We start from the raw sequence: 25,246 nt of genomic DNA, 5'->3' as shown, positions 1-25,246 counted from the left end.
AACGCTACAGCGATTAATCCTCGCTTCTTTAACACTTCGCTTATTTCTGCGTAAAATTCAGATAAATTCGCATTGCTTCATATTCACTGAGCGTCGGCAAATAACCGGAATTAGCTGAATATTCTGATGGCCTGGTGGCGGCAGCTGGTTTATCTTGAGGCATTCTTGGTTTTCCGCCGGAGGATATCGGCAATGCCTCAACACTCACATGCGTCCGCCCTGCTTATCATCAACGGCAAAGGCGCCGGTAACGAAGAGCTGCGTCAGGCGGTCAACCGGCTGCGCAAAGAACAGATAACGTTGCACGTGCGCGTCACCTGGGAGCACGGCGATGCCGCGCGCTATGTCGCGGAAGCCGCGCAGCTCGGCGTCGGCACCGTCGTCGCCGGCGGCGGTGACGGCACCATCAACGAAGTGGCCGCCGCGCTGGTGCAGCTGCCGGCGCACAACCGGCCGGCGCTGGGCATCCTGCCGCTCGGCACCGCCAACGACTTCGCCATGGCGTGCAATATCCCTCCGTCCCCCGAACTGGCGCTGCAGCTGGCGATCAAGGGCCGCTCGGTGCCGATCGATCTGGCGAAGGTCAACGGCGAGCGCTATTTCATCAACATGGCCACCGGCGGCTTCGGCACCCGCATCACCACCGAAACGCCGGAGAAGCTGAAAGCGGCGCTGGGCGGCGTGTCCTACTTTGTGCACGGCCTGCTGCGCATGGATACGCTGCAGGCCGACCGCTGTGAAATCCGCGGGCCGGACTTTCGCTGGGCCGGCGAGGCGCTGGTGATCGGCATCGGCAACGGCAAACAGGCCGGCGGCGGCCAGGAACTGTGCCCCAGCGCGCTGATCAACGACGGCCTGCTGCAGCTGCGCCTGCTGATCGCCGATGAACTGCTGCCGGCGCTGGTCGCCGCCCTGTTCAACGACGAAGAGAGCAACAGCATCCTCAGCGCGGCGCTGCCGTGGCTCGAGATCGACGCGCCGCATGAGATGACTTTCAACCTCGACGGCGAACCGCTCAAAGGCCGCCATTTCCGCATCGAAGTGTTGCCGCAGGCCATCGAATGCCGCCTGCCGCCTAACTGCGCCCTGCTGGGCTGACCTTGTCGGGCGCAGCCGCTGCGCCCCGCTTCTTCCCCTCTGTTCACCCGCTTCCGCGCACGATCAAATGTGATCCTCTCCGGCAAATTCATTAATTCATACTTGTATGGTAGTTAGTTCATGGCGTATTTTCGCGCTATCTCTCCGCAGCTACAGGATGTGAAGGTTATGAAAATCGTCAACGCCGAGGTGTTCGTCACCTGCCCGGGGCGCAACTTTGTCACGCTGAAAATCACCACCGATGACGGCATCATCGGCCTCGGTGACGCCACGCTGAACGGGCGCGAATTGCCGGTGGCCTCTTACCTGAAAGATCACCTCTGCCCGCAGTTGATCGGCCGCGACGCGCAGCGGATCGAGGACCTCTGGCAATTCTTCTACAAAGGCGCTTACTGGCGGCGCGGCCCGGTGACCATGTCCGCCATTTCCGCCGTCGACATGGCGCTGTGGGACATCAAGGCCAAGGCCGCCAACATGCCGCTGTATCAGCTGTTGGGCGGTGCCTCGCGCTCGGGAGTGATGGTGTATTGCCATACCACCGGCCACTCGATCGACGAAGTGCTCGACGACTACGCCAAACATAAAGAGCAAGGCTTCAAGGCGATCCGCGTTCAATGCGGCGTGCCGGGCATGAAAACCACCTACGGCATGGCCAAGGGCAAAGGCCAGGCTTATGAGCCGGCCACCAAGGGCGACTGGCCGGAAGAGCAGCTGTGGTCGACGGAAAAATACCTCGACTTCACCCCCAAATTGTTCGACGCGGTGCGCAACAAGTTCGGCTTCAACGAACACCTGCTGCACGACATGCACCACCGCCTGACGCCAATTGAAGCGGCGCGCTTCGGTAAAAGCGCCGAACCGTATCGCCTGTTCTGGATGGAAGATCCGACGCCGGCGGAAAATCAGGCCTGTTTCCGCCTGATCCGCCAGCATACCGTCACGCCGATCGCTGTCGGCGAGGTGTTCAACAGCATCTGGGACTGCAAACAGCTGATCGAAGAACAGCTGATCGACTACATCCGCACCACCCTGACGCACGCGGGCGGCATTACCGGCATGCGGCGCATCGCCGACTTCGCCTCGCTGTATCAGGTGCGCACCGGTTCACACGGCCCTTCCGATCTGTCGCCGATCTGCATGGCGGCGGCGCTGCACTTCGATCTGTGGGTGCCGAACTTCGGCGTGCAGGAATACATGGGCTATTCCGAGCAAATGCTCGAGGTGTTCCCGCACAGCTGGACGTTCGACGACGGCTATATGCATCCGGGCGACAAGCCGGGCATCGGCATCGAGTTCGATGAGAAGCTGGCGGCCCGTTACCCCTATGAACCGGCCTACCTGCCGGTCGCGCGTCTGGAGGATGGCACCTTATGGAACTGGTAAACACCATGCGCAGCGTCGTGATCGAACAGCCCGGGCGCCTGGCGCTGCAGACGCGCGCGCTGCCGCAGCCGGCGGCCGGCGAGGTGCGGGTCAAGGTGAAATTCGCCGGCATCTGCGGCTCCGACGTCCATATCTATCACGGCCATAACCCGTTCGCCCGCTATCCGCGTGTGATCGGCCACGAGTTCTTCGGCCTGATCGATGCGCTGGGCGAAGGCGTCGATCCGGCGCGCCTCGGCGAACGCGTCTCGGTAGACCCGGTGGTGAGCTGCGGCCACTGCTATCCCTGTTCGGTCGGCCGCCCCAACGTCTGCACCTCGCTGCAGGTGATCGGCGTGCACCGCGACGGCGGCTTCAGCGACTATGCCTGCGTGCCGGCGCGCAACGCCTATCCGGTTCCGCCGGCCATCAGCGATCGCCACGCCGCGATGATCGAACCCTTCAGCATCGCCGCCAACATTACCGCCCATCTGCAACCGCGCCCCGACGATATCGCGCTGATCTACGGCGCCGGGCCGATGGGGCTCACGGTGATCCAGACGCTGAAAGGGGTGTACGGCGTCAGGCAGGTGTGGGTCGTCGATCGCATCGCCGAGCGGCTGGAGATGGCGCGCGCCAACGGCGCCGACCAAACATTCAACAACGCCGAGGCCGCATTGCCGCAGGCGCTGCAGCAGCGCGGCGTTCAACCGACGCTGATCGTCGATGCCGCCTGCCACCCCGCCATTTTACCGGAGGCGATCGCGCTGGCTTCGCCGGCGGCACGCATCGGCATCATGGGCTTTTCCGGCGACGCCTGCACCCTGACCCAGCAGAGCATCACCAGCAAGGAGCTGTCGATCTTCTCCTCGCGCCTGAACAGCGCGCGCTTTCCGCAGGTGATCGCCTGGATGGCGGACGGCAAGCTAGACCCGCAGCGGCTGCTCACTCACTGCGTGCCCGCCGACGACGTCGAACGGGCGATGCAGATGTTCGAGCGGGATCAGCGCACCTGCTGCAAGGTGCTGCTGCAGTTTGAGTAACGCCAAGGCGGCATCGGGGCATGGGCGGCGCCCGCCGCCCATGCAAACAACGAAGCATCACGATTAAAACGACACCCAGTGGAGCGCTTTATGTTTAAAAACCTGCGTTGGACCATCGTGTTCCTGCTGTTCATGGTCTACATGATCAACTACCTCGACCGCGTGGCGCTGTCGATCACCGTGCCGATGATCGAACAGGATCTGATGCTGAACGCCGAACAGTTCGGTCTGATCTTCGGCAGCTTCTTCTTCGGCTACGCCATTTTCAACTTCGTCGGCGGGCTGGCGGTCGACCGCTTCGGCCCGACATTGGTGCTGGGCGTGGCGGTCGGCCTGTGGTCCATCTTCTGCGGCATGACGGCGATCGCCACCGGTTTTTACTCAATGCTGATCCTGCGCGTCCTGTTCGGCATGGCCGAAGGGCCGATCTGCGCCTCGGCCAACAAGATGATCAACGGCTGGTTCCCGAAGAAACAGGCGGCGACCGCCGTGGGCCTGCTCAGCGCCGGTTCGCCGTTGGGCGGCGCGGTGGCCGGGCCGATCGTCGGCTATCTGGCGCTGGCGTTCGGCTGGCGGCCGGCGTTTATGATTATCTGCGCCATCGGCATCGTCTGGATGCTGGTGTGGTTCTTCGTGGTGGCGGATAACCCGGCGAAAAGCCAACGCGTCAGCAACGAAGAACGGGCGCTGATCGCACGGTTGAAACAGGAAAATCTCGGCGAGGAAAGCGCCTTGAGCGACGCCCCGCACGGGCTGGGCTACTACCTGAAGCAGCCGATCATTCTGGTCACCGCCTTCGCCTTCTTCTGCTACAACTACATCCTGTTCTTCTTCCTGAGCTGGTTCCCCTCGTATCTGGTGCAGGCACACAACCTGAACATCAAAGAGATGAGCCTGACCACGATGATCCCGTGGATCGTCGGCTTCGTCGGGCTGGCGCTCGGCGGCTATATTTCCGACAAGATCTTCAACATCACCGGCAAATTGCTGCTGTCGCGCAAGATCGTGCTGGTCACCAGCCTGCTGGCGGCGGCGGTGTGCGTGGCGTTGGCGGGCACCGTCAGCAGCGTGGTGCCGGCGGTGATGCTGATGTCGGTGTCGATCTTCTTCCTCTACATTACCGGCGCTCTCTACTGGGCGATCATCCAGGACGTGGTGCATAAATCCCGGGTCGGCGGCGCCAGCGGGTTCATTCATTTGATCGGCAGCGTCTCCGGCATCATCGGGCCGATCGCCACCGGCTACATCGTGCAGAACACCGGCAAGTTCGACAGCGCCTTTATGCTGGCGGGCGGCGTCGCCGCGCTGGGCGCGCTGCTGGTGCTGCTGGTGATCAAGGCGCCGCGCGCAACGGCGGGCGTGCAAATCTTAAAACCCTAACGCCAGACGGGGCGGCTTCGCCCCTTTGCTTACCTCTCCAGGGACATTGAACATGAGACTTTCCGACCACAGCGCGCTGCCGGCCGCCGTTATCCGGCCCGGCTACGCACGTGAGCGCGTGAAACCGCGCATGGCGCATATCGGCTTCGGCGCGTTTCACCGCGCGCACCAGGCGATGTACGCCGACAGGCTGGCCAGCGAGCACGGCAGTGACTGGGGCTACTGCGAAATCAGCATGCAGCACGGCCGGCAAAAGATCGCCGATCTACGGCAACAGGACCTGCTGTTCTCGGTGGCGGAGATGGACGACGACGGTTGGCGGGGCCGGGTCATCGGCGTGGTGCGCCAGGCGCTGCACCTGCAAACCGACGGGTTGGCGGCGGTGCTGGCGGCCCTGACGCAGCCCGAGATCGCCATCGTCTCGCTGAGCATCAGCGAAAAGGGCTATTGCCACCACCCCGCCAGCGGCCGACTGATGGCGGAACACCCGGCGATCGCGCATGATATCGCCCACCCGGCACAGCCGCAGTCGGCGCCGGGGCTGCTGCTGGCGGCGCTGCGCCTGCGCCGTGAACGCGGGCTGCCGCCGTTCGCCGTGATGTCCTGCGATAACATGCCGGCCAACGGCCGGGTCACGCGCCAGGTGCTGGTCGAACTGGCGCAGCGGCAGGATCCGGCGCTGGCCGACTGGGTGCGTCAAGAGGTCGCCTTCCCTTCCACCATGGTGGATCGCATCGTGCCGGCGGTAACGCCGGAGACCCGCCGGCAGTTGCGCACCTGGCTGGGCGGCGTCGAAGATGAGGTCGGCGTAGCCTGCGAGCCGTTCAGCCAGTGGGTCATTGAAGATCGATTTCCCCAGGGGCGCCCGGCCTGGGACAAGGTCGGCGCCGAACTGGTGAGCGACGTGCTGCCGTACGAGGAGATGAAGCTGCGCATGCTGAACGGCAGCCATTCGTTTCTCGCCTACCTCGGCTACCTGGCCGGTTATCAGCACATCGGCGACTGCATGCAGGATGCGGATTTTGTCCGCGCCGCCCGTCACCTGATGCTGGCGGAACAGGCGCCGACCCTGCAGGTGCCGAACGTCGATTTGGCGCAGTATGCCGACTCGCTGCTGCAGCGTTACCGCAATCGCGCGTTGAAACACCGCACCGCGCAGATCGCCATGGACGGCACGCAGAAGCTGCCGCAACGGCTGCTGGACGCGATCCGCTGGCATCTGGCGCACGGCAGCCGCTTCGACTGCCTGGCGCTGGGCGTCGCCGGCTGGATGCGCTACGTCGGCGGCCGCGATGAACAAGGCGAGCCGATCGCCATCAGCGATCCGCTGCGCGAGCGCCTCGCCGCGTTGGTCGCCGGCAGCGAGGAAGGCCGGCCCCGCGTCCTGGCGCTGCTGCAACTCGACAGCGTCTTCGGCCGCGATCTGCCCGATTCGCCTGACTTCGTCCACGCCGTCAGCCACGCTTATCACCAACTGCTGAGCCTGGGGGCCAAAGCCGCCGTCGCCGCTCTGCCGCTTACCGACCGGAAGGTTTCCGATGACCGTCACCACGCATAACGCCGTCAATACCGGCAATCAACCGCTGCTGCGGCGCGTCGCCAGCGCGTCGGCCATCGGCACCGCCGCCGAATACTATGATTTCTTCGCCTACGGCACCGCCGCGGTGCTGTTCTTCGGCCAGCTGTTTTTCCCCAGCGCCGATCCGCTGATCAGCACGCTGGCGGCCTTTGCCACCTACGCGGTCGGTTTCCTGGCGCGCCCGCTGGGCGGCATCGTGTTCGGCCATATCGGCGACAAAGTCGGCCGCAAGAAGGCGCTGGTGATCACCATCCTGATCGTCGGCCTCGGCACCTTTTGCATCGGCCTGCTGCCTACCTATGAGCAGATCGGCATCTGGGCGCCGATCGCGCTGATCTTTATCCGCGTGCTGCAGGGCTTCGGCGTCGGCGGCGAACAGGCCGGCGCGGTGCTGATGACCGCCGAATACGCGCCGCCGCCGCGGCGCGGTTTCTACGCCAGCTGGGTGCAGATAGGCGCGCCGGCCGGTTTCCTGCTGCCGTCCGGGCTGTTCGCGCTGCTGACCGCCGTGCTGTCGCCGTCGCAGATGCTGGACTGGGGCTGGCGCATTCCGTTCCTGCTCAGCCTGCTGCTGGTGCTGGTCGGGCTGTTTATTCGCCTGAAGATCGACGAGTCGCCGGTGTTTGCCCAAATCCGCGCCACCAAAGCGGTGGAGAGCCGGCCGGTGGTGGAAGTGGCCCGCCGCTATCCCGGCCTTATCGCCAAAGGGGTGTGCGCCAAGCTGATCGAAGCCTGCGCCTTCGCCATGTTCACCGTGATCGTGCTGGCCTACGGCAAGGCCAACCACCTCAACGAAAGCATTTTGCTGGAGGCGATGATCGTGGCGGTGCTGCTGGAGATTTTCGCCATTCCGCTGATGGGCCGCCTCTCCGATCGGCTGGGGCGCAAACCGGTTTACATCGCCGGCGCGCTGCTGCAGGTGGTGTGCATCGTGCCGTTCTTTATGGCGATCAACCTCGATAATTTCTGGGTGACGCAGATCGCCATGATCGTGGTGCTGACCTTCGGCCACAGCATGTGCTACGCGCCGCAGGCCTCCTACTTCCCGGAGCTGTTCCCCACCCGCGTGCGCTGCAGCGGCATCGCGCTGATCTGGCAGATCGGCTCGCTGATCGGCAGCGGCATTCTCGGGCTGCTGGCGGTGAAGATCCTGCAGGTGACCGGCGGCCATTACTACGGGCTGGCCGGTTACATGATGGTGCTGGGCGTGGTGTCGGCCCTCGGCCTGAGCCTGATGCCGGAAACCGCGCCAGAGCGGCGCAAGCAGGAATATCAGGATTGGCATCACTGAGTTCCCCTGCCTGGCGGGTGGATTTATCCCCCCGCCCTCAACCAATAATCTGCTAGTATGGTGGCATTCGAACTCCAGCCAGATGCCTGATTGTCGCCATGTCTGAAACGTACAGTCTCACCAACAACGTCCCGGTCAACCAGCAGATCTATCGCTTTCTGCGCAAAGATATCGTCGATTGCACCATCCCCCCCGGCACCCTGCTGTCCGAGAAAGAGATCTCCACCCGCTTCAACGTTTCGCGCCAGCCGGTGCGCGAAGCCTTCATCAAGCTGGCGGAGGCCGGCCTGGTGCAGATCCTGCCGCAGCGCGGCACCTTCGTGATGAAGATTTCCGCCAAACGCGTGGCCGACGGGCGCTTTATCCGTCAGGCGGTGGAATGCGCCATCGTGCGCCGCGCGGCCGAGCGCGCCACTCCGGCGCAGCTGATGACGCTGGAGCATAACCTGCACCGTCAAGAGCTGGCGGCGCAGAACGGGCAAACGCGCGAATTTTTGGCGCTGGACGACGAGTTCCACCAGCTGCTGACCCTGTTTGCCGACTGCCCGCTGGCGTGGGAGACCATCGAAACCATCAAGGCCACCATGGATCGGGTGCGTTTCCTCAGCCTGAGCGAAGTCTCGCCGCCGGAGAGCCTGATCAAGCAGCACTACCGCATCTACGAAGCGCTGAAAGCGCGCGATGCCGAGGCGGCGGAGCGCGCCATCCACGATCATCTGCAGGAGATGATCTACTCCATCACCCCGATCGCCCAACAGAATACCGCGTGGTTCGAGATCGAATAATCAATCGCTTAGCGCGCCGGGGGCGATCGCCCCCGCGTATTTGGCCACGCAAATGGCATTTCCTCTCAATCGCATCTATTGTTTGTCCTTGCCGGAGCAAGTTCGGTAGCATCGCTTTACAGCTTCAATCACCGCTTTTTACTGCGCCGGTGGTCAAAAACCCTTGCATTGCCGGTGTATGAAGAAGCTTAATCGGGAGTGAATCATGACTGATATTGTGCAGTTGCTAGGAAAGGAAGCGGAAGATCTGCTGCAACACCGCTGTACCACTATCCCCGCCGAGAATCTCTACCTGCCGGGCGCCGACTTCGTCGACCGTGTAATGATCGATAACAACCGCCCCAACAGCGTGCTGCGTTCGATGCAAACCCTGTTCAACCACGGCCGCCTGGGCGGCACCGGTTATCTGTCTATCCTGCCGGTCGACCAGGGCATCGAGCACTCCGCCGCCGCCTCGTTCGCCGCCAACCCGCTGTATTTCGATCCGAAGAACATCGTCGAGCTGGCGATTGAAGCCGGCTGTAACTGCGTCGCCTCCACCTACGGCGTGCTGGCGTCGGTATCGCGCCGCTATGCGCATAAAATTCCGTTCCTGGTCAAACTCAACCACAACGAAACGCTGAGCTATCCGACCCAGTACGACCAGACCCTGTACGCCAGCGTCGAGCAGGCGTTCAACATGGGGGCAGTGGCGGTCGGCGCCACCATTTACTTTGGTTCAGAGCAGTCGCGCCGCCAGATCGAAGAGATCTCGATCGCCTTCGAGCGCGCGCATGAGCTGGGCATGGTCACCGTGCTGTGGGCCTATCTGCGCAACCCGGCGTTCAACAAAGACGGCGTGGACTACCATTCCAGCGCCGATCTGACCGGCCAGGCCAACCACATCGCCGCCACCATCGGCGCCGACATCGTCAAACAGAAAATGGCGGAAAACAACGGCGGCTACCGCGCGGTGAAATTCGGCTATACCGACGACCGCGTCTACACCAAGCTGACCACCGATCACCCGATCGATCTGGTGCGCTACCAGCTGGCCAACTGCTACATGGGCCGCGCCGGGCTGATCAACTCCGGCGGCGCCGCCGGTGAGAACGATCTGCAGGAATCGGTGCGCACCGCGGTGATCAACAAACGCGCCGGCGGCATGGGCCTGATCCTGGGGCGTAAAGCCTTCAAGAAATCGATGAAAGACGGCGTGGCGCTGATCAACGCCGTGCAAGATGCCTATCTGGACAAGAAGGTCACCATCGCCTGATGTGACGGACCGCCTGTCCCAAAGCCCGGTTCGCCGGGCTTTTTTGTGCCCGTTCCCCTTAACCCGACGCTGCCAACCTTCTCTTTCTTTCACTTTAAACTTTCAAAATAAAATATTTATCTTTCAAATTGTGATCCATTTAAAACAAATAGCCCAACAAAGTGACTACTGTAAGGCCCATGGCGACAGAGCCGCCGTTCGCTCCAGGCCATAACAGTCCATTACAGGAGAACATAATGATTGAGCTAATCACCCACGGCGCCGAGTGGTTTATCGGCCTGTTTCAGAAAGGCGGTGAAGTGTTTGTCGGCATGGTGACCGGCATTTTGCCTTTGTTGATCAGCCTGTTGGTTATCATGAACGCGCTGATCAAATTTGTTGGCCAGGAACGTATCGAACGATTGGCGCAGCGCTGCGCGGGCAACCCCGTTTCGCGTTATCTGCTGCTGCCGCTGATCGGCACCTTTGTCTTCTGCAACCCGATGACCCTCAGCCTGGGGCGCTTCATGCCGGAGAAATACAAGCCGAGCTACTACGCGGCGGCCTCCTACAGCTGCCACTCGATGAACGGCCTGTTTCCACATATCAACCCCGGCGAGCTGTTCGTTTACCTCGGCATCGCCAGCGGCCTGACCACCCTCGGCCTGCCGCTCGGCCCGCTGGCAGTGAGCTATTTCCTGGTGGGGCTGTTCACCAACTTCTTCCGCGGCTGGGTCACCGATCTGACCACCAGCCTGTTCGAACGCAAGATGGGCATCCGTCTGGATCGCCAGGTGCAACTTTAATTCGTGGAGTGCAGCATGAGTGCTTATATCCGTATTGAAAAAGGCGCCAGCGGCTGGGGTGGCCCTTTGGAACTGCCGATCGAACCCGGCAAAAAAGTGGTGTACATCACCGCCGGCACCCGGCCTTCCATCGTCGATCGCCTCAGCGAATTGACCGGCTGGCCCGCCGTCGACGGTTTCAAAGAGGGCGAACCGCCGGCGGAAGAGATCGGCGTGGCGGTGATCGACTGCGGCGGCACCCTGCGCTGCGGCCTGTACCCGAAACGCCGCATTCCGACGGTCAATATCCATGCCACCGGTCAGTCCGGCCCGCTGGCGCAGTTTATCCTCGAAGACATCTATGTCTCCGGCGTGCGCGACCACAACATCAACCGAATCGAAGCGGCAGATAGCCAACCCGCCGCCGCCGTTGCCGCGCCGCCCAAGGCGCGCGACTACGACACCAGCAAGAAGATCACCGAGCAAAGCGACGGGCTGCTGGCGAAGGTCGGCATGGGCATGGGATCGGTGGTGGCGGTGTTCTTCCAGGCCGGGCGCGACACTATCGACACCGTGCTGAAGACCATTCTGCCGTTTATGGCATTCGTCTCGGCCTTGATCGGCATCATCATGGCCTCCGGCCTCGGGGACTTTATCGCTCACGGCCTGACGCCGCTGGCCAACAGCCCGATCGGCCTGGTGACGCTGGCGCTGATCTGTTCATTCCCGCTGCTGTCGCCGTTCCTCGGCCCCGGCGCGGTCATCGCCCAGGTGATCGGCGTGCTGGTCGGGGTGCAGATCGGCCTTGGCCATATTCCGCCGCAGCTGGCGCTGCCCGCGCTGTTCGCCATCAACGCGCAGGCCGCCTGCGACTTTATTCCGGTCGGCCTGTCGCTGGCGGAAGCCAAACAGGACACCGTGCGGGTCGGCGTGCCTTCAGTGCTGGTTGGCCGCTTCCTGACCGGCGCGCCGACGGTCCTGATCGCCTGGGCCGCCTCGGCCTTCATTTATCAATAATGTGATCCCCAGGGAGACGTTTATGCACACCATTTTTCACACCACCATCACGCAGATCGGCGGCTGCGCCCGCGACGCGTTGCTGGACAACATGCTGATCACCTTCCGTGAAGGCGCCCCGGCGGATATCGAAGAGTTCTGCTTCATCCACCGCCACGGCGCAACCGCCGGCGAGCTGCAGGTGGGCGGCGTGATGGAACTGGCGCAGCGGCGCTACGCCATCACCGCCGTCGGCAGCGTCGCCACGCAGAATCTGCGCGAGCTGGGCCATATCACCGTGCGCTTCGACGGCGAAGCCGAAGCCGAATTTCCCGGCTCGATCCACGTATCCGGCCCGACGCCGACCGATATCCCGTTGGGCAGCACGCTGTCATTTATCGCATAAGGAGTAGACCATGTCTGAAGTAGCTGTAGTGATTGGCGGCGGCCAAACGTTAGGCGCCTTTTTGAGCCACGGGCTGGCGCAGGCCGGTTATCGGGTGGCGGTGGCCGATCTGAACGCCGACAACGCCAGTCTGGTGGCACAGCAGATCAACGAAGAGTACGGCACAGGCAGCGCCTGCGGTTTTCAGGCCGACGCCACCGACGAGCAGAGCGTGATCGCGCTGGCGGCGGCGGTTGACCGGGCGTTTGGCCAGGCTAATTTGCTGGTGTACAGTGCCGGCATCGCCAAGGCGGCGCCGATCACCGATTTCCCGCTGGGCGACTTCGACCGCTCGCTGCAGGTGAACCTGGTGGGCTATTTCCTCTGCGCCCGCGAGTTCTCGCGCCTGATGATCCGCGACGGCATCGCCGGGCGCATCATCCAGATCAACTCCAAGTCCGGCAAGGTCGGCAGCAAGCACAACTCCGGCTACAGCGCCGCCAAGTTCGGCGGCGTGGGGCTGACGCAGTCGCTGGCGCTCGATCTGGCGGAGTACGGCATCACCGTGCATTCGCTGATGCTCGGCAACCTGCTGAAGTCGCCGATGTTCCAGTCGCTGCTGCCGCAGTACGCGCAAAAACTGGGCATCGCGCCGGATCAGGTGGAGCAGTACTACATCGACAAGGTGCCGCTGAAGCGCGGCTGCGACTACCAGGATGTGCTGAACACCCTGCTGTTCTACGCCAGCGACAAGGCCTCTTACTGCACCGGCCAATCGATCAACATCACCGGCGGCCAGGTGATGTTCTGACGCCAATCGATGCCCCCTTCAGCAGAGGGGGCTAAGGAGAACGCCATGACACAAGCTTTGATCGCCTTCGCGCTGCTGGCCTGGCTGCTGCAAATCGCCTTCGGCTGGTGGCAACTGCAACGTTTCAACCGCGCCTTCGATGGTTTATGCCAGCTGGGCGCCGTGGGCGTCGGCCGTTCCGGCGGCCGTTTTCGCCCGCGAGTGGTGCTAGCGCTGGCCTTCGACGCCGACCGGCGGGTGTGCGGCAGCCTGTTGCTGCGCGGCCTGACCGTTTTCGCCCGGCCACGCCCGCTGCCTCATTTACACGGGTTGCATCAGCGGGATTTGCGCCCGGATGTGATCTTCCCCGAGGATCGCGCATGCCAGTCTGCACTATCGTTAGCGATTGAACCCAAATCGTGATATTTTCACATTAAAAGACATTACCTTTCATAGTGAATTATTCAGCGAGGGGAAATGCCCAACTCTTGTGAACGGGAATCGCGATGAAACCAAAGCAGCGGCAGGCCGCTATCCTTGAATATCTGCAGCGACATGGCAAAACGGCAGTGGACGCCCTGGCCGAGCATTTCTCCACTACCGGCACCACCATCCGCAAGGACCTCACCCTGCTGGAAGAAGAAGGCGAGGTGATCCGCACCTACGGCGGCGTGGTGCTCAGCCGCGACGACGGCGATCAGCCGATCGACCGCAAAACCCATATCAACACCGAGAAAAAACGCCAGATCGCCAGCGCCGCCGTGGCGCTGATCGCCGACGGCGACTCGCTGATCTTCGACGCCGGCAGCACGGTGCTGCAGATGGTGCCGCACCTGGCACAGTTCAACAACATCACGGTGATGACCAACAGCCTGACCATCGTCAACGCGCTGGTGGAGCTGGACAACGATCAGACCATCCTGATGCCCGGCGGCACCTACCGCAAGAAGTCGGCCTCGTTCCACGGCAGCCTGGCGGAATCGGCGTTTCAGCAATTCAGCTTCGACAAGCTGTTTATCGGCGCGGACGGCGTCGATCTCAACGCCGGCGTCACCACCTTCAACGAAGTGCACAACGTCAGCAAGGCGATGTGCGAAGCCGCCAGCCGCATTATTCTGTTGGTAGACTCCTCGAAATTCGGCCGCAAGAGCCCGAACGTGGTGTGCGAGCTCAGCGCCGTCGATACGCTGATCACCGACCGAGACATCAACCCCGATTATCTCGCCGCCCTGCAGGCGAAAGGCATCAATATTATTCTGGTAGGAGACCCCGATGAGTAACGCCAACGCCCTGCTCGCCTTTGCCCGCGAAACGCTGGAGATCGAGCTGACCGAAGCGCAGCGCCTGCTGGCGCGCCTGGATGACAACTTCGTCTGCGCCTGCGAGCTGCTGCTGAACTGCCGCGGCAAAGCGGTGATTTCCGGCATCGGCAAGTCCGGCCATATCGGCAAGAAGATCGCCGCGTCGCTGGCCAGCACCGGCACGCCGTCGTTCTTCGTGCATCCGGCGGAGGCGCTGCACGGCGATCTCGGCATGATCGGCGCCGACGACGTGGTGGTGTTCATCTCCTATTCCGGCCGCGCCAAAGAGCTGGATCTGATCCTGCCGCTGCTGGCGGAGAACGGCATTCCGGTGATCGCCATCACCGGCGGCAAAGAGTCGCCGCTGGCGCTGGCCGCCGCCTGCGTGCTGGATATCGGCGTCGAGCGCGAAGCCTGTCCGATGGGGCTGGCGCCGACCTCCAGCGCGGTCAACACCCTGATGATGGGCGACGCCCTGGCGATGGCGCTGATGCGCCAGCGCGGTTTCAACGCGGAAGACTTCGCCCGCTCGCACCCGGGCGGCAGCCTGGGGGCGCGCCTGCTGAACCGCGTGCATCACCTGATGCGCACCGGCGATCGCCTGCCGCGCGTGAGCGAAAGCGCCAACGTGATGGAAGCGATGCTGGAACTGAGCCGCACCGGGCTGGGGTTAGTGGCGGTCTGCGACGCGCAGCAGCGGGTGGTGGGCGTATTTACCGACGGCGACCTGCGCCGCTGGCTGGTGAAGGGCAATAGCCTGCAGGATCCGCTCAGCCCGGCGATCACCCGCCCCGGCTATCGGCTGCCGGAGCAGTGGCGCGCCGGAGAGGCGCTGGAAGCGCTGCACGAACAGCACATCAGCGCGGCCCCGGTGGTCGATATGGACGGCGTGCTGGTGGGGGCGCTCAACCTGCACGATCTGCATCAGGCCGGCATCGGCTGATCAACGCCGGGGGCGCCGGCAGCGGCGCCCCCGGTCAGATTATTTCCAGTCGGGATTGTTCTCGAACTGCTGCTTCAGCAGCGCCTTCATGTCTTCATCCGGCTTGCCGAGCCACTGGTACTTAGCATATTTCTTCGGATGATCGACGGCTTCCGGCCGATCTTCCACCTCGACCCGCACGCCCCAGGCCTGGGATTTATCCGCGCTGAACGCCACGATCAAAAAGTTGTTGCCGCAGTCGTGCGGTTTGCACAGATTGCCAACCAGATACTCTTTGCCCTTCCAGCTCAGATTTTGCGCCGGTGTAGAGGTGCCAACGCCCTTGCGCGCCCAGCCCGGCATCCGCGCCTGGCCTTTGACCATGTTTTGCCAGCTGGCCTGATACCCCGGCTGCTGAATCAAATCCGACGTGGTGACGATCTGCTGGGCAAAGCTGCCCGCGCTGAAGCTGAGCAGTGCGCCGAAGAGGGCGCAACGCAGCGCCTGGTGTCCCGTCATAGTCCTTCTCCCTAGGTTAAATCAGGTTTCGCCCATAAAACCGGGCCTGAACTAGTCAGACCACGGTTGCGGCAAAAAGTTGGCTCACCACCAGGCGTGAAAATGATGCACCGGCCCAATGCCGTGCCCCACTTCCAGCGTATCCGCCTGTTGCAGCGCTTGTTGCAGGTAGTCCTTGGCGGCGGCCACCGTAGCCGCCCAGTCGGCATGGCGCGGGCGCAGCGCCGCCAGCGCGGCCGAGAGCGTGCAGCCGGTGCCGTGGGTATGGCGGGTGGCGACGCGCGGCGCGGTAAAGCGCTGCTCGCCTTCGGCGGTAAACAGCCAGTCCGGGCTCTCGCTTTCGCTCAGGTGGCCGCCCTTCATCAGCACCGCCTGGCAGCCCATCGCCAGCAGCGCCCGCCCCTGCTCGCGCATCTGCGCTTCATCTTCCGCCGGCGCGCACGCCAGCAGCGCCGCCGCTTCCGGCAGGTTCGGCGTAATGATCGACACCAGCGGCAACAGCTCGCGCCGGATAGACTCTACCGCCTCCGGCGCCAACAGCGGATCGCCGCTTTTCGCCAGCATCACGGTATCCAGCACCACAAATTCCGGCCGGTAATGGCGCAGACGTTCGGCCACCGCCTGCACGATGTCGGCATTGGCCAGCATGCCGATCTTGACGCTGTCGATGCGCACGTCGCTGAACACCGAGTCCAGCTGCGCGGCGACGAACGCCGGATCGATGTAATACACCGACTGCACGCCGCGGGTATTCTGCGCTACCAGCGCGGTGATCACCGAAGTGCCGTAGGCGCCAAGCGCCGAGAAAGCTTTCAGATCGGCCTGAATGCCGGCGCCGCCGCTGGGATCGGTGCCGGCGATGGTCAGCGCGTTAATACGTTTCATCACAGATCCTCCCCGCGCAGTTGATACAGGGCGTCGAGGAACGCCGGCGTAAAGCTGCCCGGCCCGGCGGCCTGCCTGGCCGCGAGGCCGCCGCAGTGTGACATCACCCGACAGGCGGTCGCCACGTTGTCCAGGCGATCGCCCGGCAGGGCGCAAAACGCCGCCGCCACCGCCGACAGCGCGCAGCCGGTGCCCACCACCCGCGTCATCAGCGGGGAGCCGCCTTCGATCGCCCAGTCGCGTTGGCCGTCGGTGACGTAATCCACCGCGCCGGTGACCGCCACCACCGCGCCGCTGCGCCGCGCCAGCTCACGCGCGGCGGGCAATGCCGCCAAGGAATCGTCGCCGCTGTCCACGCCGCGGCCGCTGGCCAGCAACCCGTTGAGCGCCATGATTTCCGAGGCGTTGCCGCGTATCGCCGCCGGTTGCTCGTCCAGCAGCTGTTTAGCGAAGGCGGTGCGGTAGGAGAGCGCGCCGACCGCCACCGGATCTAGCGTCCAGGGCTTGCCGGCCTGATTGGCGGCGGCCACCGCCGCCCGCATCGATTCGGCGCGCAGCGCATTGAGGGTGCCGACGTTGATCAGCAGGCCGTCGGCCAGCGCGCTGAACTGCGCCGCCTCTTGCGGCTCCACCACCATCGCCGGGGAGGCGCCGAGCGCCAGCAGCACGTTGGCGGTCAGCGATTGCACCACTTCGTTGGTCAGGCAGTGGATCAGCGGAGGCCGCTGTTGGAATTGGGTCAGGCAGGCCGCGGCGCGAGCGCCGGGTAGTGCATCAGGTCGAGCGATCATATTCCTCCCAACCGGCGTTCAAGAAGGCGGCGCCGGCTGGGCGGCCGTGACTTCCCTACGCTGGCATTATCCAGATCAGGTAATACGGGTATTTCTCAGCCTTCACGCAGAAGGGCACCCCGAGTCATGAAAATCAATAGGTTGTGATCAACGTTGCGTTAATCCCTGAGCGGGATCATGCCAGCGCCGGCGCGGACAAACAAGCGATTAAATTGGCTCGCGCCTAAGCGATGCTTCCCTCTTTTCCCGCCAGATACAGGCTCAGCACGCCGGGCAGCTCCGCCAGGGTGAACGCCACGCTCTGCGGCGCCGTTTTGAAGATGTGGTGCAAGGTGCCGGCCACCAGGCTTTGCAACAGCCGGGTTTGCTGCAGGATCTCCGCTTCGGCGGTCTCGGGGCGGCGCAGCTGCAGCACTCGGGCGATCAGCGCCAGGAAGCTGGACTTTTCATCCGGCAGGTTCATTTCCCGCATCACCGGCAGGTAGTCGGCGTGCTCGCGCAGGTACTGCGCATAGGGAGAAAACAGTCGCTGGATCACCTCTTCAGCGGAGAGGCGCCTCCACTCGTCGTCGCTGGCCAACGCCATGTCGCGCACCAGCGCCTCGATCGATTCGGTGTGCCGATCCGCCAGCGCCTTGATCACCACGTGGCGATCGGGAAAAAAGTGATACATCGAGCCGATGGAGGTTCTGGCGTGCTTGGCGAGCCGCTGCATGCTGAGCGCCGCCAGCCCGTCCTGCGCCACGATCGCCGCCGCCGAATCCAGAATGGTTTGTACGCGTTGCCGCCCTCTTTCCTGCTGCGGCTCTCGCCCGGTGATGTGTTCGTCGATTTGCATATTCGTTTCTGCCCGCTGTCATCAACGTATTATACCCATTTGCCGCCGCGAAGGCAGGGTGACACAAAAAACTAGATTAATCCCTCTAGTTTAGAGTAGAGTATTTATTCTAGTTTCTCCTTGCGCAAGCGTAGGGAAGACAAACAGTGACCTCACTCACTGAAAAAGAGTCATTCCATTCGGCCCGTCGACCAAGCCAATCGCCAGAGAAAGCCCTATGCCCGACAAAAAACTGCTTATCACCTGCCTGACCGTGCTGCTGCTCACCGGGTGCTCACCGGCACCGTCCATGGTGGTGTTCGGCGCTTCGTTCCCCGACTGGCTGTTTTGCCTGTGCGGCGGCGTGGCGGGCATGGTGGCGATCCACCTGCTGCTGCGCACCCCGGAAAAACGCGCCTGGCTGGCGCCGCAGCTGCTGACGTATCCGGCGCTGACCGCGCTGATCGCCATGCTGACCTGGTTACTGGTTTTCCCCCACTGAGACTGACGCCATGACCCAACCACAAACCTCCAACAAGCGCAGACTGCTGGTGCTTACCATCCTGGCGTTGACGCTCATCGTGGCCGCCGTCGTCGTCTGGCGGGTGGAAAACGCCCCCACTACCGACGATGCCTACGCCTATGCCGACACCATCGACGTAGTGCCGGAGGTGAACGGCCGCATCGTCGAGATGCCGATCCGCGACAACCAGGAAGTGCGGCAAGGCGATCTGCTGTTCCGCATCGATCCGCGCCCTTACCAGGACGCGCTGGCGGCCAGCGAAGCGCGCCTGATCACGCTGAATGAACAGATCAAACTGACGCAGCGTTCGGTCAACGCGCAGCAGTACAACGCCGAATCGATGAACGCCATCGTCAAACGCTCGCAGGCGCTGGTGGCGCAGGCGACCGACACCCTCAACCGCCGGCAGAAGCTGCTCGGCAAGAACTACGTTTCGGCGGAAGAAGTGGAAACCGCCCGCACCTCCCAGCGCTCGGCGCAGGCGGAACTGCAGGCCGCATTGCTGCAGGCGAAACAGGCGGAAGCCGCCGTCAGCGGCGTCGAAGCCCTGGTCGCGCAGCGCGCCGAAGTGCAGGCCGACATCGCCATCGCCAAGCTGAATCTGGAATTTACCGAGGTGCGAGCGCCGTTCGACGGCCGCATCGCCTCCCTGAAAACCACCGTCGGCCAATATGCCTCCAGCGCCAAACCGGTGTTCACGCTGATCGACACCCGCCACTGGTACGTGGTCGCCAACTTCCGCGAAACCGATCTGAAAGGCGTGCATCCCGGCGTGCCGGCCACGCTGTATTTAATGAGCGACGCCGGCCAGACCTTCAGCGGCAAGGTGGAGTCGGTCAGCTACGGCGTGCAGCCCGACGACGGCGGCAGCGTGCTGGGCGGGCTGCCCAACGTGTCGCGCAACATCAACTGGGTGCACGTTTCTCAGCGCTTCCCGGTCAAGATCGCGGTAGAGGCTCCCAACCCGGCGCTGTTCCGCGTGGGCGCTTCGGCGGTGGCCAAGCTGAACCTGCGCCATGAAGAATAAAACGATGTCTCGCGGCTGGCTGTCCCAGTTGATCGACGAGCTGCGCCCTTCGGACAGCCGCATAAACCTGGTGATCCGCGCCCTGCTCTCCAGCGCGATCGCCATCGTGATCTCGCAGACGCTGCAGGTACCGTGGCTGGCGCTGTCGCTGATCGCTGTCTTCTTTATCACGCAGTCCAATATCGTGATCACCCGCGCGATCGGTATCCTGTTTTTCGTCAGCTCCACGCTGGCGATCGGCGCCGCTATCCTGGTGCTGAAGTTCACCTACGACTACCCGATGCTGCGCATCTTGCTCTCCAGCGCGCTGTTTTTCCTCAGCGTGTTCCTGATGCGGGTGACCAAGGTTGGGGTGCTGTTCTTCCTGATGGCGCTGGTGGTGATCTACACGCAAAGCTTTGTCGATCTCACTCCGCAGGCGGAAGTGGTGATACGACTGGTGCTGTGGGTATGGGTGGCGATCAACTACGCCATCCTGCTCACCCTGATCGTTAATACCCTGCTGCTGCCGGCCGAACCGCTGAAACAGCTAAAGGGTCGGATGAACGCGGTGTTGGACGAAACCCGCGCTATGTTGACCAACGGCGGCGAGACGCGCGATCTGAGCGCCATCTCCCAGCACGCCACCGAGCTGCATAAGCTGCTGCGCTTTTCGGTGATGCGCAGCGATCGCTGCCGCGCCAACGAGCCCGGTTATCTGGCGCTGATCACCCTGGTGTTGCAGCTCAATATCCTGGCCTACCAGCTGCCGCCGGCTTTCGGCGCGGCCGCGCGTCAATTGGCGCAAGAGATAGATGCCGCCTGCCGCGCACTGCAAACCGCGATAAGCCACGAAAGCGCACTGCGATTTTCCGTCGCGATCGCCGGCAGCGACGATCCGCAGGTGCCGGCGCCGCTCAATGAAATGGCCAGCCTCCTGCAGGTCTACGCCAACCGCAGCGACTACGCCGACGCCCTGCAGGCCGCACCGCCGCCGAAAGTGCCCTTCTTTACCCCCGACGCCCTGACCAACCCGGTTTACATCCAGTTTTCGTTGAAAACGCTGCTGACCGTACTGGTCGCCTACGTGTTTTATACCGCCGTCGATTGGTCCGGCATTCATACCATCATGCTGAGCTGCCTGATCGTGGCGCAGCCCAGCCTCGGCGCCACACAGCGGCGGGCGCGGCTGCGTCTCGGCGGCGCGGCGATCGGCAGCCTGCTGGCGCTGATCTCGGTGGTGTGGATCATGCCTCACCTCGACAGCCTCGTCGGCTTGCTGCTGCTGACGCTGCCGGTGATCGCCCTCTCCGCCTGGATCGCCGCCGGCTCCGAGAAAATAAGCTATGCCGGGGTACAGATCCTGTTCACCTTTTCCCTGGCGCTGCTGGAAAGCTTCGGCCCGGTCACCGGGCTGACCGAGATCCGCGATCGCCTGATCGGCATCGTGCTGGGGGTAGGGTTCGCCACCTTCATTCACGCCACGCTGTGGCCGGAATACGAAGGGGAGTCACTGCGGCAGCAGGTTGCCAACGTGCTGCGGGAACTGTCGCGCTTCCTCGGCGGCGAGAACACAAACGCCATCGGCATCTGGCAAAAGATCGAGGGCTGCGAAGCGGTAGTGGCCCGGGTGACGCTGGAGCCCACCTGGCAGCTGGCGGACGATAACCATGAAAGCTTCACCCGGCATATCCAACTGATCTTTAACCAGACGCGCAGCCTGTTGCTGACCAGCGAAAAGCTCAACACCTATCTGGCAGGCAGTGGCGCGGCGCTGTCCGCGCAGGAACGCCAGGCGCTGTTCGAGGTGCAACGTCAGGGCGGGCGCGTTCTCGCCGAGTATGCGGCGCAGCTTTCCCGTGCGCCGCAAGCGTTGCGGGCGCCCGACTTTCATCCACCGTTGGCCGCCCTGCACGCCGACACCGTGCGCCACCTGGCTCAGGAGCTGAGCGACGGGGTCAATCGCCTGCCCGCCTGGGGCGACGCCTAGCATTTTCCGTTTGCGGCCATGCACGCCCGGCGCCATGCGCTATAGTGAGCAAAAACCACCGGGAGATGCCATGCAAATAAGACCTTACCAAGAGGCCGATCGCCCCTTCCTGCGCACGCTGTACCTGGCGTCGCGCAAGGCGGCGTTCGGTTGGCGCGATACCTCGAACTATCAGTTGGAAGATTTCGACCGCGCGACGCTGGGCGAAGCGATTTGGGTGGCGGAAGACGGCGGCGTGCTGCTGGGATTCGTCTCCATCTACCGCGAAGACAACTTCATTCATAACCTGTATGTCGAGCCCCATCAGCCGCCGCGCGGCGTCGGCAGTGCGCTGCTGCAAGCGGCGCAAGCCACCTTCACCGCCACCGGCTCGCTGAAATGCCTGGTGAAGAATGAAAAGGCGTTGACGTTCTACCGCAAACACGGTTGGCGCATCATCTCCACCGGCAACGACGGCGAAGAAGATTATTACCTGATGCACTCACCGGCACGCTAGCTCTTACCCGCGGCATCCGGCATGCCGCGCAGCGTCAGCCGCCAAAACAGCAGTGCGCTCAGGCTGACGCCCGCCCCCAGCCAGCAGACGCCGCTCCAGCCCGCCCAGGCGTACATATGGGTGCCGGCAAAGGCGCCCAGCCCGCTGCCGACGGCGTAAAACAGCATGTAGCAGCCCACCAGGCGACTGTGCGACTGCGGGTGGGCGCTGAAGATCATGCTCTGGTTCAGCACGTGGATCGCCTGGCCCGCCAGATCCAGCAGCACAATGCCCGCCACCAGCCAAACCAGGCCGCTGCCGAGCAAACCGAGCGGTAGCCAGGCCAGCGTCAACAGCAGCAGACACGCGCCGCTGGCCACCTGCCCCAGCCCGCGATCCGCCAGATGCCCGGCGCGCACCGCCGCCAGCGCGCCCACCGCGCCGACCAGGCCGAACGCTCCCACCGCGGCATGGGTGAAGTTGAACGGCGGCCGGCTCAGCGGCAACACCAGCGAACTCCAAAAGAGGCTGAAAGCGCCGAACATCAGCAGCGCCAACATGCCGCGAATTTGCAGCGTGCGGTCACGCCGCAACAGGCTCAGCATTGAACGCAGCAGCGCGAGATAACTCAGCGTGCTGGGTGCGGTGCGCGGCGCAGGCAGCAGGCGCGACAGGATCGGCAGCAATACCAGCGTCACTCCGGCTGAGAAGAAGTACACCGTGCGCCAGCCGCCGACGTCCGCCAGCGCGCCGGAGAGAGTGCGCGCCAGCAACAGCCCCAGCACCACCCCGCCCTGCGCCGCGCCGACCACCCGCCCGCGCTCCTGCGGCGCCGCCAGGGCCGCGGCGAATGCGATCAGCCCCTGCGTCATGGCGGTGCCCAGTAGCCCCACCAGCAACATCCCCGCCAGCAGCCAGGGCGCGCTGTGCGCCCAGCCCACCAATAGCAGCGCGCCGATCAGCCCCAGCTGTTGCCCCGCCAGCAATCGATGCCGGTTCAACCGATCCCCCAGCGGCACCACCAACAGCAACGCCAGCGCGCAGCCCAACTGAGTCACGGTGATCACCATGCCGACCGCCGCCAGGCTGATGGAAAAATCGCGGGCGATGGCGTCCAGCAGCGGCTGCGCATAGTAAACGTTGGCCACGCTAAAGGCGCTGGCACCGGCCAACAGCAGCACCAGGGCGGCCGGCAGACGCCCCAGCGCCGCACAGGGAGGATCCAGCAGTTTGTCGCTCATCGCACACCTCAATCTGGTTTCATAATTAAACCCAATGAACTTTAGATGCGGAGGTTTTATAATGCAACCAGAATATGTCGCTGGAGATAAACGCCGTGAAACGTAAAAGCCTGGAAGACGCGCCCTGCCCGGTGGCGCGCACGCTGGATGTGATTGGCGACTGGTGGTCGCTGCTGATCGTGCGCGACGCCTTCGACGGCGTCACCCGTTTCAGCGAGTTTCAAAAAGGACTGGGGATGGCGAAGAACATTCTTGCCACCCGGCTGCGCGCCCTGGTGACGCACGGCGTGCTGGAGATCGTGCCCGCCGCGGACGGCAGCGCCTATCAGGAATATGTGCTGACCGAGAAAGGCCGCGCGCTGTTTCCGGTGATCGTCGGCCTGCGCCAGTGGGGAGAGGATCATTTGTTCGCCGAGGGAGAGGCGCATTCGACGCTGGTGGAAAGCGACAGCGGCCGCCCCGTGCCGCGCCTGACGCCGACCGGCAGCGCCGGGCAGACGCTCACCCCGCTGAATACCCGAGTGGTGAAGGTGGGGGAACGGTGATGAGAGTTAGTGGCGGAGCCCGCAGCTCACCCGCTGAAAAACCTGGCGGATAAAGAGCCATTCCAGACACCCGGCCAGCAGATAAACCGCGCCAAAAACGAGCGCACCAAACCATTCCGTATCGTTAAAATGGAAAAAACCACTGGCGTCAATCAGCCAAGCGGTTTGATTCTGGTTTAGCCTAGGTACAGGAAAAAGCTTTATTGTCAGCACAGCCAGCCCAACAACAGCCAATACGTTAGCGAGCAACAGGGCAAATTTTTTCATAGCCTTTCATTCTACAACCTAACGAAGTCCAACAAACTGAACCTAAGAACATGCGTTAATGGTTAACCCTCAGGTTGCCCCGTTCGTCGGAGACAACCATGAATGCGGCGGTAATCAAATGCGAACCTTCGGGTGTCTGTATATCGTAGGCGACGGAATAGCGCTTCCCTGGCCGAAAAGCATAGTCGAATACCGGCATGCACCTCCCCGGCTCAATGAAGAAAACGTCATTATCGATAACTTTAATGAGCTTATCGCCTGATTCGCTATAAATCTGAACGAAGCGGATATTATCCCCCGCCTTCATAGAAGAAAGAATGCAGACATGGTTATCTTTGGCTGTGACGACAGCGGGGAAGCGCGGAGTCAGCTTATCGCCAGGCCCCGGACAGCCGACCAGGAAGCAGGCCGTGAATAGAACCACATATTTTTTCATGCTCCCTCTCATCCCTTAATAATTTTTTGATAAAGTGCATGAATGTCACGCAAACTATCGGTTCCCCTGTACTTACCTACTCGTCCAGGACGTTGATAATAACGCCACGTTTCAATACCATAAACCAACAGCAGCCAGTAATCAGCAAAAATCGAAGCTTGTTGCTCCAGCGAGTAATCAGTAATTTTATTCTTATCAAGACGATAGTTGTACTCAGCCGCCCAACTAAACAACCCACGCATTCTTACCCATTGTCCATGCTGATGCTGCCATACATGCCCCAACTCATGGATGAAAAGATGTTTTTCTTCTATCAGAACCGTGTTATCAGAAAAATCGTCTTTATAGAGTTCCCTCCGTAACCATAACTCGCCATTAGGTGCCATGGCATAACTTCTGTTTTGTAAGCCAAACGGGAAATAGCTATCACAGTGTATCCATACACGACCATATATAATTGAGCTTCCATATATATGGCGAGCCAATTTAATTTCCCCCATGGTCATACGTCGTAACGTCCCTTCCTCGACTAATGCGTTCATTTATCCCTCCTTGAATTTATCAATATCCTAATGCTTTTCTAAAATGAATCTATACATGAACGCTTAAATGGTTTAATTTGGCACAATCCATTTATAACTTGAATAATTTGCAGAAAAACCCTCATCGATTTTCTATAATTAATTAAACGAAAAAAACATATTGCAAATACCTTTGTAGTAGCCGCGGTCAGGATACCCTTATCCAGCTCCCCCTGCATGATTCGCTTCGCAGCGTCATCCGGGTAATGTATAGTCCGC

At 62.3% G+C, this 25,246-nt stretch carries 28 protein-coding genes and 1 riboswitch; of the genes, 20 read left to right on the top strand and 8 right to left on the bottom strand.

Translation table 11 applies throughout. The annotated features are described in order from the left end of the window. Positions 1 to 192 precede the first annotated feature (192 nt). The 15 genes from yegS (at position 193) to gutQ (ending at position 14,972) form a co-directional block, all read left to right on the top strand. A complete protein-coding gene (yegS, locus tag AC2CGQ_RS01205; RefSeq protein WP_015378742.1) occupies positions 193 to 1,098 on the top strand; it encodes a lipid kinase YegS in 906 nt (301 codons plus the stop codon). 168 nt (positions 1,099 to 1,266) lie between these two features. Next, complete coding sequence (gene manD, locus AC2CGQ_RS01200; RefSeq protein ID WP_015378743.1) at positions 1,267 to 2,481, top strand: D-mannonate dehydratase ManD; 1,215 nt, start codon at positions 1,267 to 1,269, stop codon at positions 2,479 to 2,481. Positions 2,482 to 2,486: 5 nt separating this feature from the next. Beyond that, positions 2,487 to 3,503: a Zn-dependent oxidoreductase gene (locus AC2CGQ_RS01195; protein WP_161800768.1), complete on the top strand. Its 1,017-nt coding sequence runs from the start codon at positions 2,487 to 2,489 to the stop codon at positions 3,501 to 3,503. 90 nt (positions 3,504 to 3,593) lie between these two features. Next, positions 3,594 to 4,883: an MFS transporter gene (locus tag AC2CGQ_RS01190; RefSeq protein WP_015378745.1), complete on the top strand. Its 1,290-nt coding sequence runs from the start codon at positions 3,594 to 3,596 to the stop codon at positions 4,881 to 4,883. Positions 4,884 to 4,935: 52 nt separating this feature from the next. Continuing rightward, entirely contained in the window at positions 4,936 to 6,441 is a 1,506-nt protein-coding gene (locus AC2CGQ_RS01185) for a mannitol dehydrogenase family protein (protein ID WP_172574882.1), read from the top strand. Beyond that, a complete protein-coding gene (locus tag AC2CGQ_RS01180) occupies positions 6,422 to 7,753 on the top strand; it encodes an MFS transporter (RefSeq protein ID WP_021504436.1) in 1,332 nt (443 codons plus the stop codon). Before AC2CGQ_RS01185 ends, AC2CGQ_RS01180 begins: the two co-directional genes overlap by 20 nt. Before the next feature lie 98 nt (positions 7,754 to 7,851). Further along, positions 7,852 to 8,538, top strand: a complete 687-nt coding sequence (locus AC2CGQ_RS01175) for a GntR family transcriptional regulator (RefSeq protein ID WP_015378748.1) — start codon at positions 7,852 to 7,854, stop codon at positions 8,536 to 8,538. 205 nt (positions 8,539 to 8,743) lie between these two features. Then, positions 8,744 to 9,793 carry a class I fructose-bisphosphate aldolase gene (gene fbaB, locus AC2CGQ_RS01170; protein ID WP_015378749.1) on the top strand — a complete coding sequence of 350 codons (1,050 nt, stop codon included), beginning with the start codon at positions 8,744 to 8,746 and terminating at the stop codon, positions 9,791 to 9,793. A gap of 236 nt (positions 9,794 to 10,029) precedes the next feature. Continuing rightward, complete coding sequence (gene srlA / locus AC2CGQ_RS01165) at positions 10,030 to 10,578, top strand: PTS glucitol/sorbitol transporter subunit IIC (RefSeq protein WP_004941528.1); 549 nt, start codon at positions 10,030 to 10,032, stop codon at positions 10,576 to 10,578. A 15-nt stretch (positions 10,579 to 10,593) separates the two neighbouring features. Next, positions 10,594 to 11,574, top strand: a complete 981-nt coding sequence (gene srlE / locus AC2CGQ_RS01160) for a PTS glucitol/sorbitol transporter subunit IIB (protein ID WP_015378750.1) — start codon at positions 10,594 to 10,596, stop codon at positions 11,572 to 11,574. Positions 11,575 to 11,596: 22 nt separating this feature from the next. Continuing rightward, positions 11,597 to 11,959 (top strand): PTS glucitol/sorbitol transporter subunit IIA, encoded by a 363-nt coding sequence (gene srlB / locus AC2CGQ_RS01155; RefSeq protein WP_021504438.1) that lies wholly within the window; start codon positions 11,597 to 11,599, stop codon positions 11,957 to 11,959. Positions 11,960 to 11,969: 10 nt separating this feature from the next. Then, a complete protein-coding gene (gene srlD / locus AC2CGQ_RS01150) occupies positions 11,970 to 12,749 on the top strand; it encodes a sorbitol-6-phosphate dehydrogenase (RefSeq protein WP_015378751.1) in 780 nt (259 codons plus the stop codon). A 45-nt stretch (positions 12,750 to 12,794) separates the two neighbouring features. After that, positions 12,795 to 13,151, top strand: coding sequence for a transcriptional regulator GutM (gene gutM, locus AC2CGQ_RS01145; protein ID WP_048325245.1), 357 nt, complete (start codon positions 12,795 to 12,797; stop codon positions 13,149 to 13,151). An 83-nt stretch (positions 13,152 to 13,234) separates the two neighbouring features. Beyond that, positions 13,235 to 14,008 carry a glucitol operon DNA-binding transcriptional repressor SrlR gene (srlR, locus tag AC2CGQ_RS01140; protein WP_099981706.1) on the top strand — a complete coding sequence of 258 codons (774 nt, stop codon included), beginning with the start codon at positions 13,235 to 13,237 and terminating at the stop codon, positions 14,006 to 14,008. Next, positions 14,001 to 14,972 carry an arabinose-5-phosphate isomerase GutQ gene (gutQ, locus tag AC2CGQ_RS01135; protein ID WP_080491409.1) on the top strand — a complete coding sequence of 324 codons (972 nt, stop codon included), beginning with the start codon at positions 14,001 to 14,003 and terminating at the stop codon, positions 14,970 to 14,972. The genes srlR and gutQ overlap by 8 nt, the downstream gene beginning before the upstream one ends. Before the next feature lie 39 nt (positions 14,973 to 15,011). Here the strand turns inward: gutQ and AC2CGQ_RS01130 are convergent, their stop codons facing one another. The 4 genes from AC2CGQ_RS01130 to AC2CGQ_RS01115 form a co-directional block, all read right to left on the bottom strand. Then, positions 15,012 to 15,470, bottom strand: coding sequence for an inhibitor of vertebrate lysozyme family protein (locus tag AC2CGQ_RS01130; RefSeq protein WP_015378753.1), 459 nt, complete (start codon positions 15,468 to 15,470; stop codon positions 15,012 to 15,014). Between the two features lie 84 nt (positions 15,471 to 15,554). Then, entirely contained in the window at positions 15,555 to 16,355 is an 801-nt protein-coding gene (gene thiD / locus AC2CGQ_RS01125; protein ID WP_044030678.1) for a bifunctional hydroxymethylpyrimidine kinase/phosphomethylpyrimidine kinase, read from the bottom strand. Continuing rightward, complete coding sequence (gene thiM, locus AC2CGQ_RS01120; RefSeq protein ID WP_015378755.1) at positions 16,355 to 17,146, bottom strand: hydroxyethylthiazole kinase; 792 nt, start codon at positions 17,144 to 17,146, stop codon at positions 16,355 to 16,357. Before thiM ends, thiD begins: the two co-directional genes overlap by 1 nt. Positions 17,147 to 17,181: 35 nt before the next feature. Next, positions 17,182 to 17,278, bottom strand: a riboswitch (TPP riboswitch). Positions 17,279 to 17,369: 91 nt separating this feature from the next. Continuing rightward, positions 17,370 to 17,984 carry a TetR/AcrR family transcriptional regulator gene (locus AC2CGQ_RS01115; RefSeq protein WP_484593426.1) on the bottom strand — a complete coding sequence of 205 codons (615 nt, stop codon included), beginning with the start codon at positions 17,982 to 17,984 and terminating at the stop codon, positions 17,370 to 17,372. 217 nt (positions 17,985 to 18,201) lie between these two features. Here AC2CGQ_RS01115 and AC2CGQ_RS01110 point away from each other — a divergent pair, with 217 nt between their 5' ends. From AC2CGQ_RS01110 to AC2CGQ_RS01095, 4 genes are all read left to right on the top strand, one after another. Beyond that, the gene (locus tag AC2CGQ_RS01110) at positions 18,202 to 18,465 is read left to right on the top strand and encodes a YtcA family lipoprotein (RefSeq protein ID WP_484593425.1); all 264 of its coding nucleotides are present in this window, start codon (positions 18,202 to 18,204) and stop codon (positions 18,463 to 18,465) included. A gap of 10 nt (positions 18,466 to 18,475) precedes the next feature. Next, positions 18,476 to 19,513, top strand: a complete 1,038-nt coding sequence (gene mdtN / locus AC2CGQ_RS01105; RefSeq protein ID WP_015378757.1) for a multidrug transporter subunit MdtN — start codon at positions 18,476 to 18,478, stop codon at positions 19,511 to 19,513. A 4-nt stretch (positions 19,514 to 19,517) separates the two neighbouring features. After that, positions 19,518 to 21,482 (top strand): FUSC family protein, encoded by a 1,965-nt coding sequence (locus tag AC2CGQ_RS01100; RefSeq protein ID WP_075684614.1) that lies wholly within the window; start codon positions 19,518 to 19,520, stop codon positions 21,480 to 21,482. A 70-nt stretch (positions 21,483 to 21,552) separates the two neighbouring features. After that, positions 21,553 to 21,978: a GNAT family N-acetyltransferase gene (locus tag AC2CGQ_RS01095; protein ID WP_099981708.1), complete on the top strand. Its 426-nt coding sequence runs from the start codon at positions 21,553 to 21,555 to the stop codon at positions 21,976 to 21,978. Here AC2CGQ_RS01095 and AC2CGQ_RS01090 read toward each other — a convergent pair. Continuing rightward, positions 21,975 to 23,198: an MFS transporter gene (locus AC2CGQ_RS01090; protein ID WP_438807842.1), complete on the bottom strand. Its 1,224-nt coding sequence runs from the start codon at positions 23,196 to 23,198 to the stop codon at positions 21,975 to 21,977. The two genes, AC2CGQ_RS01095 and AC2CGQ_RS01090, sit on opposite strands and share 4 nt — an antisense overlap. Before the next feature lie 95 nt (positions 23,199 to 23,293). Between AC2CGQ_RS01090 and AC2CGQ_RS01085 the strand changes: the two genes are divergently transcribed. Beyond that, positions 23,294 to 23,743, top strand: coding sequence for a winged helix-turn-helix transcriptional regulator (locus tag AC2CGQ_RS01085; RefSeq protein WP_072627200.1), 450 nt, complete (start codon positions 23,294 to 23,296; stop codon positions 23,741 to 23,743). A 6-nt stretch (positions 23,744 to 23,749) separates the two neighbouring features. Here AC2CGQ_RS01085 and AC2CGQ_RS01080 read toward each other — a convergent pair whose 3' ends face one another. Genes AC2CGQ_RS01080 through AC2CGQ_RS01070 form a run of 3 tightly spaced genes read right to left on the bottom strand, consistent with a single transcriptional unit; the run spans position 23,750 to position 24,988 of the window. Continuing rightward, a complete protein-coding gene (locus tag AC2CGQ_RS01080; protein WP_048325223.1) occupies positions 23,750 to 24,010 on the bottom strand; it encodes a DUF1158 family protein in 261 nt (86 codons plus the stop codon). A gap of 55 nt (positions 24,011 to 24,065) precedes the next feature. Then, a complete protein-coding gene (locus tag AC2CGQ_RS01075; RefSeq protein WP_351005675.1) occupies positions 24,066 to 24,446 on the bottom strand; it encodes a putative T6SS immunity periplasmic lipoprotein in 381 nt (126 codons plus the stop codon). An 8-nt stretch (positions 24,447 to 24,454) separates the two neighbouring features. Next, entirely contained in the window at positions 24,455 to 24,988 is a 534-nt protein-coding gene (locus AC2CGQ_RS01070) for a type IV secretion protein Rhs (RefSeq protein WP_277496979.1), read from the bottom strand. Positions 24,989 to 25,246 lie beyond the last annotated feature (258 nt).

This window comes from Serratia sp. DFXYC6, from assembly GCF_057196085.1.
Note: the sequence above shows the minus strand (reverse complement) of the source record. Positions and strands in the feature narration are given on the sequence as shown.